The 12986-nt window shown below is 63.4% G+C and carries 6 protein-coding genes; 3 read left to right on the top strand and 3 right to left on the bottom strand.

Annotation, left to right across the window (positions count from 1 at the left end; genetic code table 11):
* The first annotated feature begins 18 nt into the window (after window positions 1-18).
* Complete coding sequence (locus IPV08_RS22295; protein ID WP_207413806.1) at window positions 19-6069, top strand: DEAD/DEAH box helicase; 6051 nt, start codon at window positions 19-21, stop codon at window positions 6067-6069.
* A 1209-nt stretch (window positions 6070-7278) separates the two neighbouring features.
* On the top strand, window positions 7279-7875 hold the full coding sequence (locus IPV08_RS22290; RefSeq protein WP_207413804.1) for a TetR/AcrR family transcriptional regulator: 597 nt from the start codon (window positions 7279-7281) through the stop codon (window positions 7873-7875).
* A 70-nt stretch (window positions 7876-7945) separates the two neighbouring features.
* On the opposite strand, the gene IPV08_RS24800 is transcribed toward IPV08_RS22290, so the two are convergent.
* The 3 genes from IPV08_RS24800 to IPV08_RS22280 all read right to left on the bottom strand — a co-directional run bounded on the left by IPV08_RS24800 (window position 7946) and on the right by IPV08_RS22280 (window position 11061).
* The gene (locus tag IPV08_RS24800; protein WP_246748146.1) at window positions 7946-9706 is read right to left on the bottom strand and encodes a hypothetical protein; all 1761 of its coding nucleotides are present in this window, start codon (window positions 9704-9706) and stop codon (window positions 7946-7948) included.
* 161 nt (window positions 9707-9867) lie between these two features.
* On the bottom strand, window positions 9868-10224 hold the full coding sequence (locus tag IPV08_RS24795) for a hypothetical protein (RefSeq protein ID WP_246748144.1): 357 nt from the start codon (window positions 10222-10224) through the stop codon (window positions 9868-9870).
* A gap of 525 nt (window positions 10225-10749) precedes the next feature.
* Window positions 10750-11061 (bottom strand): hypothetical protein, encoded by a 312-nt coding sequence (locus IPV08_RS22280; RefSeq protein WP_207413800.1) that lies wholly within the window; start codon window positions 11059-11061, stop codon window positions 10750-10752.
* Window positions 11062-12719: 1658 nt separating this feature from the next.
* On the opposite strand from IPV08_RS22280, the gene IPV08_RS22275 reads away from it, so the two are divergent.
* The coding region (locus tag IPV08_RS22275) for a transposase (RefSeq protein WP_207413826.1) at window positions 12720-12986 on the top strand (267 nt) is incomplete at its 3' end.

Raw genomic sequence — 12986 nt, 5'->3', positions numbered from 1 at the left:
CCACGCTACGCCTCCCCCGTGGCCACGCTCGATGCTGTGCGCGAACGAGCAACCGAAGCAGTGCTAGGTCAAAGCGGCCTCAACCACGTGGCCCTCGTGGCTGAGATCCGGCGTCGCTTCGCCTGCACGGACGCGGAGGCCGGCGCACTTGTGCAGCAGCCGGTCGTCGAGGCCGCACTCCCATACGTGACCAGCGCCGAGACCCTGGCCGACATCGCAGGCGATCGGCTACATCCTGCGGTCGTCGACGCACTCACTGCGGTGGGGCCGGACCGCCGCTACTCGTTCCCCCGTGACCTCAAACCTTACCGCCACCAGCTGGAGGCATGGGCGCTGCTTTCCGACCCGACGCCGCAGTCGGTGCTTGTCACTAGTGGAACAGGCTCAGGCAAGACGGAGTGCTTCCTCGTCCCGCTCCTAGACGACCTCGCGCGGGAGGCTGACAAGGTCGGCCGTTTGAAGGGCGTGCGCGCAATCGCTCTCTATCCGCTGAACGCGCTCATTGCGAGCCAGCAGGAGCGCCTGCGCGAGTGGACCGCGCCGTTCGCCGGGCGCATTCGGTTCGGACTCTACAACGGGGAAATGCCGGAGGACGCCGCTGTCGGAGTGAGCCGGCCAGAGCAGGTCGGTGATCGCCGGACACTACGCACGGACCCACCGCCAATACTCGTCACAAATGTGACGATGCTGGAGTACATGACTGTCCGCCATCAGGACCGCCCACTCATCGAGGCATCGCGGGGCCAGTTACGCTGGATCATCCTAGATGAGGCCCACAGCTACGTCGGCTCGGCCGCTGCAGAGATTGCTCTGCTAATCCGGCGAGCACTCCTCGCCTTCGGCGTCACGCCCTCCCAGGTGCGGTTCGTAGCGACGTCAGCCACGATCGGCGAAGGTAAAGAGCTCCTCGGCAAGCTCCGAATGTTCCTGCGGGACGTTGCCGGCGTGCCCGAGGAGCGGGTGCACGTCGTCGTCGGCGAGCGGCGTCTGCCTGCCCTCCCAAACCCCGATACACGTCGTACCCTGACCGCCGATGACCTCGAGGACACCACCACCCTTTCACGCCACCCGGGTGTTCAGGCGCTGATCCGGGGGCTCACCGCGGGCCCCCTGACCTGGGCGTCGTTCACGACCACTGCGCGTGCCGCTGGGGTCGAGCCGGAAGCATTACTAGGCGCGCTTGCACGGTGTGGCGCGGACCAACGCGAGCCGCTTCTGCCGCTACGCATCCATGGATTCATGCGCGCGGTGCCAGGGCTGTGGGTCTGCCTAAGAGGGGACTGCCTAGGCCGGCCATCGGGCGACTGGCCGTTCGGTGCCCTTCTGCACGAGCGTGCCGACGCCTGTCCGCACTGCGCCGGGCTGGTGCTGGAGATGATATCCTGCTCGGAATGCGGCGAGCCCTACCTTGACGCTGTTGAGCGGAACGGGCGGCTACGCTGCAGCACCGGCCTGACCGAGGAAGACGAGTTTGCCTCCGCGAGTGAGACGGAGGGCGTGGTAGAGAGCTCCGCGGAGGAGGAGGCCGCCGTTGGTGCGGCGGTTGAGGCGAACGTTTCGGCCCAGCGTCGACCCGACATCGCGCGGCTGGTCGCGGTGCGAGGGCTACCCGGCGGCCGCCCCCTCCACGTCACTGCAGCGGACGGTCTTGTCCGCGACAGTGTCGGCGAGAATAGCCTGACCCTAAGTGTCCACGACCGTGGTCCGCCGGAGTACTGCCCAGCCTGCACCGCTAGCGCGCGGCCGGATCAGGCGCGGGGGACGGTGCTCCGACCGTTCCGCTATGGCGCCCCCTTCCTGATCGGCAACGCCGCCCCCGTGCTGCTCGACGGCGTCGCCCCCCGCGAAGCCGATCCGGACCTCACTGTCCCGCCGCCGGCCGGGGGGCGCCAGCTGCTGTCGTTCACGGACAGCCGCCAGGGCACCGCCCGTTTCGCGGCCGCGCTCCAGGCCGCTTCCGAGCGCAACGCAATCCGGGCGATAATTTACCACGCGGTACAGGACAGCCTAAGGCCTCCCGCGATCGATGGGACAGTCGCAGCGAAGCTCGACGACGAGATCCGGCAGCTCGAGGCAGTTGCCGTCCCGGCCCTCGCCGATTTGTTGAAGGAGAAGCGAGACCAGCGCGCGGTCCTAGGTCGACCGAGCGACGACGGTCTGCCTTGGCGTGGCGTGCGCGACATCCTCGTGCGCAGACCCGAAGTTGAGCACTGGATGCGCCAAGTCTGGCGCGTGCGCGACCGGCGCTTCGACCAGGACCCCGAGGAGTTCACCACCTTCCTCTTGCTGCGGGAGCTCGCCCGCCGCCCCCGCCGCGCCAACGCGCTCGAACCCCTCGGCCTCGCACGCTTGCGCTTTGCAGCGATCGAGGGCTTGGACGAGAAACGCCTGCCCAACACCTTTCGCGTACGGGGGCGGTCGATCATTGACTGGCGCGACTTTTTGCACCTGCTCATCACGGTCCATATCCGCACCCCCTTCGCGGTCCGCATTAACCCGGCTGACCAGCACTGGCTTATCCGCCAGGGCTTCCCGCGCATCCTGGTCGGGCCGAACCGTAAGAAGGTGGCGGCCCGCGATCTCCTTTGGCCGAAGGCGCGGCTTGTGGGACGCCCGTCTATGGCGGTTCGCCTGCTGTCACAGGGCCTCGGTCTCGACGTGAGCCAAGCCGAGCACCGCGCTGAGATAGATGACGTGCTTAGCGCCGCATGGGACGCCCTGCTCCCGCTGCTTGCTCGCCCCGGCGAGGGTTCCATCTATGCCCTCGATTTCGAAACCGCGCACATTGCGCCGATAGTCCAGGCTTTCGCCTGCCCCGTGACTCGTCGCCTGCTCGACACGACGTTCCTGGGCTTGTCACCGTACGCGACTGAGCGCGGAGACCGGCCGGCCGGCGAGCGTTGTGCATCGATTGTCATGCCGGCCCACCCGAATCCTTACCTGCTGCCCGAGCGGGGCGGGGCGGAGGTCGTGCAGACTTGGCTTGGCACCGACGAACGGGTCGCAGCACTGCGCGCCCGCGGCCTTTGGAGCAACTTACACGACCGCATCGCGCTCGGGTCGCCCTACGCCCGGGCGGCCGAGCACTCCGCACAGCAGCCCCCAAGTCGCCTCCGCCGCTACGAGGACGCGTTCAAGCGGGGCGAGATCAATATTCTGAACTGCTCGACCACGATGGAGATGGGCGTCGATATCGGCTCGGTGTCGTCGGTGATGATGACGAACGTGCCGCCCTCGATCGCCAACTACCGCCAGCGGGTTGGCCGTGCTGGGCGCCGCGGGCAGGGGCTCTCAACAGCCCTAACCTACGCTCGCGACACGCCGCTCGACTGCGAGACCTTCCGCGATCCCGCGGCTTATCTAGGCCGCCGGATCGAGGCGCCTAAGGTGACGCTCGACTCGCGCCGCATCGTGCAGCGTCATGTCAACGCGCTCCTCCTCGCCGCGTGGTTCCGGGAAGCACAGGGCCAGATGCTGAAGACCCGGGCCGGCGACTTTTTCGGCTGCCCGCCGACCGTCCCGGCTGGTCGGGTACAGGACCCACCCTCTGCCCTGTTCCGCGCCTGGGTGGTCCTGCCGAGTACCGCGCAGGCCCATATGCGCGCAGTCGAGACCCTCCTGCGCGGCTCGGCACTCGCTGGGCACCCTGACGTATGCGCCGCTGCCGCGGCCGCGGTCCAGGAGGCCGAGACGGCCTTCGCAACGGAATGGGACGCGATCCAGACCCAGGCCGCGGGCCTCGACCGCGACGCCGCGCGCAAGGCCCTCGGCATGCAGGTGAAGCGCATGTGCGGTGAGTACTTGTTGGGGGAGCTGGCAGACAGGGGCGTCCTGCCCGGCCACGGTTTTCCCACCGCGGTCGTGCCTTTCGTGCACAAGGACGATCCGGACGAGGAGGCCGCCCCTCAGGGCGATGGCAACCGCTTCCGCCGCCGCGGCTACCCGACCCGAAACCTGGATCTCGCCATTCGGGACTACGCGCCCGGTGCCGAGGTGGTGGTGGACGGTTTGGTCTACGCCTCGGCCGGCGTGACCCTGAACTGGCAGCGCCCCGCGGCCGCAAACGCAGTCGCTGAGGTGCAGAGCCTTAAATGGTTCTGGGAATGCGGCCATTGCGGCACAGCTGATACGACCCGGTTGTTCCCCGAGCAGTGCGCGGCCTGCGGCCAGACTTTGGGAGGTGGGGACACCCGCCGGTTCCTCCAGCCCGCTGGTTTCACAGTCGATCCCCGGGAGAAGCCGCACGCCGAGATCGAGCAGGTGCGTTTCGTCGAGCCCGAACCTGAGCGCGTCGTCGCGCGCGGTGCAGCCTGGAAGCCGTTCCTTACGCCTGCGCGCGGGCGCATGCGCGCGAGCCATGAGGGTCTGGTCTTTTACGCATCGTCTGGCGAGCACGGCGCCGGGTACGCCGTCTGCCTCGAGTGTGGCCGCGCCGAAGCTCATAATCATCCGATTGACCCTGCCGCGAGACCGCTCCGCGACCACAGGCCGTTGCGCTTCACTAAAGCCGACGCCGAAGGCTTCTGTCCGGGCAACGACCGCAGCTTCGCCGTCCAGACCGGCCTCGCACTAGGGCACGAAATCGCCACTGACGTTGCCGAGATTCAGCCCACGGCTCTTGCCTCGGACGGCGCTGCCTGGGCGCTAGCATCCGGCTTCAGGGAGGCGCTGACTCGCCGCCTTGGCATCGAAACCGGCGAGATCGGACTTTCCGTCGTACGGCGCTTGTCCGCGCTCGGCGGGGCTACCCACTCCGTCTACCTGTACGACCGAGCCGCCGGCGGGGCCGGCTTCGCCCCGCGCCTAGTTGAAATGTTCGAGGAACTGCTGCGCGACGCGCGCGCCATCTTGGATTGCCTCAGACCCGGCTGCGACGGCGGATGTTCGGCTTGCGTTCTAGCGAGCGACCTTCATCGGCAGGCAGAAATACTCGACCGCCGCGCCGCCCTCGACTTCGTGAAATCCGAGCTTGAGGCCATAGCGGGCCCGTCGCACGAAGATCGGGCCACCGAGGGGGCGGTCCTCGCGCGCGACGTCGCCAACGAAGTCGCGACCCAAGCCGGTGCGGGAAGCGAAGTCGCGATCTTGTGGCCGGCCGCGCCCTTCGATCCCGCGTCCTTGTCCCAGCCCCGCCTCCTGAGCCTCCTCCGGCGTTTAATAGACGCGGGCAGCGCAATCACGCTCTGTGTGCAAGGCGATCTGTTGAATGCGCTCGACCCAGCCCAGCGCCTCGCCCTTAGGGATGCAGCCGTTCGGTACGGGCTACATTTGGCTACCGGGGATGCGCTGCGCTTCCCCAACGGAGCGCGCGCGATCGCCGCCTTATCTGACGGGCGCATTTGGGCTTCGCGCGACGACGCGTCAGCTCGGTTCGGCGACAACTGGGGGCTTGGCCGCGAGGCGCCCGTCGTCACCTTTCTGGGACAACCTCCAGTCTACCAGCCGTTCGACCCCGACAGTCTGTTGCCACGGCACGGCACGCGGTTCATCGAACCGGGGCGCCAGCTTGACGGTCCAATCCGTGGACTGGGTGATCGCTTTTTAACCCTGCTTAGGCCGGAACTCGATGCAGCGGGCCTGTGGCGACCGGGTCAGCTGACAGCAATAAGCTACAGCGACCGCTATGTTCGCTCGCCCCTCGTAGCGCTACTCGTCACGCGCGTCGCGGCCCGCTTGGCGGCGGCACTGTCGGGCCCGCAAAGGCGGCCATTGTTGCTGATGACGACCCCCCTCAAATACAATGACAGTGTCCCTCACCGCTTGTCACACGACTGGCGAACAGAGGCCGATCGTGCAGTTGTTATCCGACATCTCTGCCAAACTGCCGGACTTGATCTGGAGCTCAAAGTTGAACCCTGTTCGCACTCGCGGCGTCTAACCCTCAGCTATACGGACGGTCCGGACGCCGTGCTCGTCCTCGACCAAGGTTTCGGATTTCTGAAGCCGGCAGCATCAGTGCCACGCTTCGATTTTCAAGAGGCAGCGCAAATGCAGGCTAAGCGCCTCAGCGCCATGGATGTGTCCTGCTCCTCCGACGGAGCGAGCTATATGGTGGTCGTCGCAGGTTGATAACTGAAACAAAGGACAACGCTCCCATCGGCGCTGTGAGGGAGACGCTGAAATGGTTCTGAAGGTCTACATTGCTTTAATCGTCCAGCCGGTGCCAGTGATCGTCACCTGCGTGACCCTTTCCTTCCACTCCGTGCGCGAACTCTCGTGGCCCTGCGACCTGACGAATGCACCAAATGTCTTCGCTGACCTCTGGCGCTGGCGCCTGGAGGGGCCGGCATACGCGACGGCGCGAGGCCTCCCCGAGCGATGCGGGACAACCTAAGCGGACCCATCGCCATTCTCGCGCCGATCCACGACCCGCCAAATATTTGAAACTCAGCATGTCTGACCACGCGCGTTCTGCCGACATACGGCCTCGGGCGCACCCTGCGAGCTGCACCTCACCTCGCCACTGAGGCGATTGAGTGCGGGGCAGTGCATCATCTTCGACGAATGCGGTGGGCATGTCGCTCTGCACTTCGACGGAGTCGGGGCGCCCAGTATGATCGAGGCCACGCCCCCGATCCGGGCACGCACGCGAGACTTCCGCTTACCATCGGCTGCGAGATCACCAAGCATGCCGGTCAGGTCAATCCCACATCAGGCTCCTCAAACAACGGAATACGGCGAATGGGTGCCCTCGGAAGTATCGCCTACTTTGAGCCCCGAAGGCTCGGCCCCGCTGGAACCGGCGCTCCACCATGCGCAGTGCCCCGGGGTCGGCTAATGGACCCGCGAAGTACTCGCACGCCCTAGATGGGCCGCCTGCCTCAGATCCGCAAGCAAGTCCTTCATCTGAAACATCTTTTCAAGGCGACCTACTATTTCGGCCCGGCAAATTTCCATTCCTGCATGAGCGGCGAAACTGGTAGTTTTCCCGGTGGGCTGCCGCTGCACACCGCCTTCCGTACGCCCGCGGGCTACGCTGGCACGCTCGCTCACGAACTCGTACAGCCAACTTCTACCCAGTTGTCTCATACGGACGCCTTAAGTGTGATTTTCGAGAACCTTAAGTTCTTGCGTAGGACAGGTCGTACCCAATCTCACTCTTTTGGACCTGCTGAGCCTCGGTTCATCAGCAGGTTCTCCAGTGGGTCGCGCCGGCAAAACAAACCGCATCAGCGATTGATGCATGCTGGTTTTTTAGCGGTGGGTAATTTATTAATCCTACTTCCCATACGGGATAAGGATGGATTCTTTATCCCAGCCTAATTTACTGAAATCCGCATGCCGGTGGGACGACCAAGAAACTTCGATACCGGTCACGCGCTTTCAGTCGCGATGCTGGTTTTTTGGGAACTCGGCTATGAAGGAGCATCACTTGAGCGGCTTCGGACGTCCATGGGTATCGCCCATATGCCAAGCCTGTTCAAAGCGTTCGGGGACAAAGAGCGATTATTCCAGTCCGCCACCGAACTCTACTGGGATACGTATTACGTCCCCCTGCTGGCTGAATTGGAAAGCTTGCCGAACGTCGAGGAGGCGTTCGAGTTTTTGCTCAAAAGCCTAGCCCATCTCTACACGGCCCATGCCCCGATGCGCGGTTGCCTGATCGTCACAGGAGCTACGAACTGCACACCACAGAACGCTGCTTTGGTAACCTGGACGGCGCAATATCGGGATCGCATCCAAAATGCGATCCACGGCAGGCTTGCGCGCGCAGTCTCAGAGGAACAGATCTCGTCCCTTCTCTTGAGCATATTCACTGAGTTTTACGGGACCCTCATCATTGGCATGGCAATGCGGGCTCGCGACAATGCCACGACCGATATGCTTCTTTCGACGGTGAGCTTGGCAATTGAACCGCTGGAGGTCGACATCTAATAATTAGCGGGGGCTACAAATTGAGTAACACTTAGGCTCACCATCAGACTTCGCAGCACGCAAGTCCGAATCACCTCTCATAGCCACCACCGCGCCCATTTGCGGCGCCTTGGGCTGCTGGTGCGGCACGCCTCGCTTTGCCCGTATCCATCTCGCCTCCAGGCCACGGCGGGATGACGACGTCGATCGGCGGCGGTGAAGCGATTTTCCTGGCTACTGCTCGCGCCTTCACGTCCTCCTCCAATTCGCGCCACCGCATTGTGGTGCACCGGTCGAAAGCCCAGCATGTGTCCTCGGTATCGTGAAAAGCGTGGGCTGCCGCGCGTCGGCCATAGGCGATCCAGTCGTATCGCCTCAGCCGCTCGACAGCCGGAGCACATGCCGTGATCACATTGGCGACAGCCGCTTCGGCATGCCCATTGGTCTGCATGCGCCGGGCGATCAGGCTGTCGACGCGGGAGGCATCGGGCCAGCGTCCCTCCCAATGCGCGAGGATGTCGGCGCGATGCGCCCAATACACCGGGGCATTCTCTGGTTCAGGCTCTCCATCGGAGGGCCATCCGCGTCCTAGGCGCGAGCCAGCGCCTAGTCCAAGGCGGTTGATGAACGTTATGATCCATTTCTTGATAATGGATTTTAGGAAGCTGCAGAGGGTACCGGCACCGTCCACGATCTGGGCGTAGGCAGGAGACGGCTCAGCCTCTCGTTCGCGTCCTTCCCGTCGCACCCCATCTTTCCGGATTCGCAAACCGTAGCGCCCGCGCTCTGCGCTATAAAACTCACGAAGCTGTTTTGCGGCGGCTGCTACGGCTGCTGCCTCATAGGGCAATCCGAGCTTTTCACTGGTCAGGACGACCTCATAGCGATGGTCGGCACTTTCGAGCACGAGCGCCGGCGCGTGACGTGTGCGAACATGAGCAAGATCGTCATGGGCCAGACCTGATAGGACAACGTGGTGTCTCGTGGTCGAGACCGGCTGTAGGAAGAGGGAGCATGGCGCACCGGCAGCCGTCTCGAGTTCGGGCCACGCCGCCGCGACGCCGGTCATCGGTCTTGGTGTGATCTGGAAGAGGCGATCTGGGCCGGTAGCCGCCCCTACGAGATCGCGATGGGAGGACGGGGCGCCAGATCGTTCAGCGATGATCCGGTAGCAGTCGGCCTGCAAAGCAGTTTCATAGTGCGTGAGTAAGCTTTTGGGATGAAGGCCGGGAGCAGACACGCGTGCGACAGGAGTGCGTTTCGGTTTAGGTCGTCCCAGTTCTTTGGCGATGTCACGTGCGCTCGGTGCGGCTCGAGGCGCTCCACCCGCAACCGCCGCCATCAACATCGGCGCAAAGGCAAATGGTGCGTAGATTGTTCGATACTCGTGGTGCGCGATAACGGCTGCCTGTTTTCTCTTGCAAGAAACGGCGAACGAATTCTCGTCGATCCCTGGTGCAGGACGCACAGCATCTTCGTTCCCGACATTTGCATTCCCATGGTTCGCAGGGGTGCTGAAAGCAGGTTCAAATGGTCCGAAGCGTTTTTCAAGTTTGCTGCGGCCTGCCTCGCGGAACGTCGAGGCTTTGACCATGACACCGTCCAGTACCAGCACAGCGCCTGAGCCTTTTGCCTGATAGAAGATGTGCTGGCGGGCGAGTTCCCTATGCAACTCGCTCCAGGATTTGACGCGTTTGACGATGGGGCCAGCGACCTCGATGGCCCTGCGCGCGGCACTCTCAACACCACCCCGGATCTCGGCGACGGCAGCACCTGCCGTAAGCGCATCACCGAGTCCAATATTATGAACGAGAGCATGGCCGCTGAGCGTCGTGCGATGAGCCCGTCGCATTCGGACCGCGGCAAGGAGGCGAGCGCAGCGTGCTGCCTGCGTGTTTGCATTGGCAGGATAAGATGCCGAGCTCGCATGCATGCCCACGTCAACTGTGGGGACGGATCGATCCTCGTGCGGTGACGTCTGCGAAGTGCGGCTCCGGTTGCACGCCCGCAGATTTACTGCGGCGACCCTGCGACGGAGGCGGGCCTCAGTGTTACGTTGGCCAGCTTGCCGTAGACGACGTTGAGCTGCGTGCGCAGCGTCTGAATGTCCGCCACCATCACGTCCGATTTGGCCCTCAGCTGCGATACGTCTCGCTGAAGTTCCATCAACATCCTGATGATCAGTTCGAGACGCTCCGCGCCCCGGTCCTGGCTGTCGATGATCGCCCCAATCGGATCGGCCTCCTCTCCCCCCTCCATGAGTAGTTTGAGGATCTGCCCCGTGTCCATATGCGCCCCCTGTGCCTCGGTCGCTGCGATGCGGATCAAATCCGGATGCGTTGTGGGGGCGCCCCCCATACTGTTTGACATGATGTTCTCCTTCCCATTCTTCGAGAACTTCGAAATGCGCGCGCGGCTCGCGTTGCCAGCCTTGTGCGTGCTCAATGCGGGCCACGGCGCGCCCTAAGCTGCGATGAAAGAAAGCGACCTTGGTCGTCTTCTGGGCGTCGGGTGCGACGCGTGAGATCAGGGCATGGAGGTGCAGGTTGTCGCTGCCGCCGTGCAGCGTCCACAGCATCCCGTGCCCACGTAAACCGGTCTCCTCCTGCAGGATCACCAGAGCCTGCTCGATCTGGCGGATGCTGGGTTGCTCACCGGCCCGCCATGACAACACCACGTGCTCGACCGGGGAGTGCGCGCGCGGCGCGCCCATCACCGTCGCGATCATTTCAGCGATCTGGCCTGACCGCGTCCCAGCGATCAGATTGAGCTGACCGAAGGCGAGCACGTCGCCCCGGTCAGCCCCGCGATCACGACGGTCTATGTAGGCGGCGAGGTCTAGGATCTGCCGTCCGATCAGTGCGCCGTCGCGACGCTTCGGCATCTGCTTGCCGATCATGACGCCGGCCGCGACAGCGCATCGATGGCGCGACGGATGTCATGCAGGACAGGATGACCGGTTTCGCGCAGGCTCGGGGTGCGGATGGCGAGCTTGGCCAATCCGCCGAGACGGCGCAGTTCACGGATCAATTCTGCGTCGACCTGTGCCGTGATGTGCAGTCCCAGCAGGCGGCGCCTGGTGAGCGCTGCCAGCGTGAGGCCTGCAGCATTGGCTTCGCCCAACAAACGATCGTATTCTTCGGGTGTGAGACGAATGCCGACCTGTTTGGTGAGGCGGCGGCATTCAGATCCACTCTGGCTGGACATCGGCTGCGTCCTTCCGGGTGGCTTCAGGGATGGGGGATCGGGGGGACGCCCCGACAGGCTGAGGGAGTTGTGAGAAGCGTGAGCGCCGAACGGCTCCCGCCTCGATGCGGTCTGCGCCCGGCTTGGCCGGCGCGGATAGCAAAGAGCATCCTGCCCGCTCTCTTCTCCCTTCCTCCGTCATGCCGGTACGACAGGCTAGATACAGGTTCGAAACAAGGCATGATCGCTCCTTCAAACGCCTCACCCTCACTTGCTCTGTTACCTGTCCGACACCTGATGCTCTCCATCTGTAGCGCGTTATGGTCCGCATAGATCAGCACGAGACGTCCTCCTTCGCAGCGACAATCGCCTCACCGATCCCCAAGCGGACCGCGTGCAATCGCTGATTAAAGGCTGATAACCAAGGCTCTTGTAAACTGAATCTCAGTGTAATTTGTTGCGAATCGAGCGTGAAATGGCACATGACGCTCAGTATTCGTGGATTCGCATCGAATTCCAGCTTGCCCGAACACTGATCGATGACGACCATGGATCCAGTCAGATTCGTCCCGACTGGGAATGCGAGAACTGACGCAATCCATGGAGATGATCGATGAGCACCTTAATGACGGCAAAGATGGCAGTGACGGCGCAGGAACTCACGGTCGCTCGGCAAGCGCTCGAAGCGCTCAAGCTTACAACACCCGCACCAGCACCCGGGAAAACCACTCTCGTCAGCGCGGTGGGAGAATTAGCGATAAAGATTCGGGAACTCTACAAGGCCGGCTACTCGTACGAGCAAATCGCTACGTGCATCAAGCTTGGCGGCATTCAGATGGACGCGCCAAAGCTGAGACGCTACCTTAACGCTCGTAACAAAAGGCTGACAAAAAAGGCGAGGGACAAGAAGGCAGTCCCAACCGTGGTGCGGACGCCGAAGCAGACGGGGCAAACGCAACAGACGGTAGTCCAGGGCACGACGCCGACATCGGTTGCCACCCAAACTAAACCAACGCCCGACCCATCAGCGGTCCCTGCAGCACCAGCTGTCGTACCCCCAAACTTCCGACCAGCGGCCGCCGTTACTGCAGCTCCCCCAACGCCGTCCACTCTGGCGCTGCACGCGCCCTCGACCCATCCAAATTGCAACGCCTTGCCAGCATCCGCTACAGATCGGACAGGTGCTACGCCATCAATATCAACGCCGCAGATCGCGGCATCGCGCGTCGCGCCTGTCGCATCTGCGCCTCCCTCGTATCCACAGACGAGCGATGAGAGTGGTCGCACCGCCTCAGAAGGCCACGTCACCGATCATTCGATTATAAGACAGAAGGTGGAGGACATGGCGCGCCTACGGCAAGCCGCAAACGCCGTCCGTGAACAAGCTTCAGCACAGGCGTTAGCGACACAGGGTAAATCGCAGTCCGAAGGCAGTGCCCTGACAAATCTCGGCCACCGTTCTGAGTAGACATGGCTCGTCGATCCGTGCACGGCGCCATAGCGCCGTGCACTCGCCTCTTGCCGTATATGGTGCCTGTTTACGCTAGGGTCTGAACCGAACCAAGATATTGCTGAGGCTGTAATTTTTGTGATTCACGCCGTCCGTTTTCAGCACTGAGGTGGTGAAGGCGGACCTATTCCGGAACTCGGATGATCAGTGGACGGTGATAGAGCTGTTCATGCCGGTCAACCAGCCCAGCCCCAAACGCAAGGTCGACCAGAAGATCATTTCACGCATCCTGCATGTGCTCACCTCGGGCTACCGCTGGCGGGATTGCCGGGTAGAGTACGGTCCGCGCACCACAATCTACAACCGGTTCAACAGGTGGTACCGGCGCGGGTCCTGGCGGGCGATGCTGGCTTCCCTGGCCAAAGCCGGATGGGCTGGCGACGCGGCAGCCATCGACAGCACCTACGTCGAGGCGCGCCGCTCGGCTCACGGCGGT

This window comes from Methylobacterium sp. SD274 (assembly GCF_017355285.1).
GTDB lineage: Bacteria > Pseudomonadota > Alphaproteobacteria > Rhizobiales > Beijerinckiaceae > Methylobacterium.
Note: the sequence above shows the minus strand (reverse complement) of the source record. Positions and strands in the feature narration are given on the sequence as shown.

Coding starts and splice junctions, on each gene's coding strand:
- IPV08_RS22280 (WP_207413800.1), bottom strand. CDS start 11,061: ATGTCCAGCCAGAGTGGATCTGAATGCCGCCGCCTCACCAAACAGGTC.
- IPV08_RS24800 (WP_246748146.1), bottom strand. CDS start 9,706: ATGCGACGGGCTCATCGCACGACGCTCAGCGGCCATGCTCTCGTTCAT.
- IPV08_RS24795 (WP_246748144.1), bottom strand. CDS start 10,224: ATGTCAAACAGTATGGGGGGCGCCCCCACAACGCATCCGGATTTGATC.
- IPV08_RS22290 (WP_207413804.1), top strand. CDS start 7,279: ATGCCGGTGGGACGACCAAGAAACTTCGATACCGGTCACGCGCTTTCA.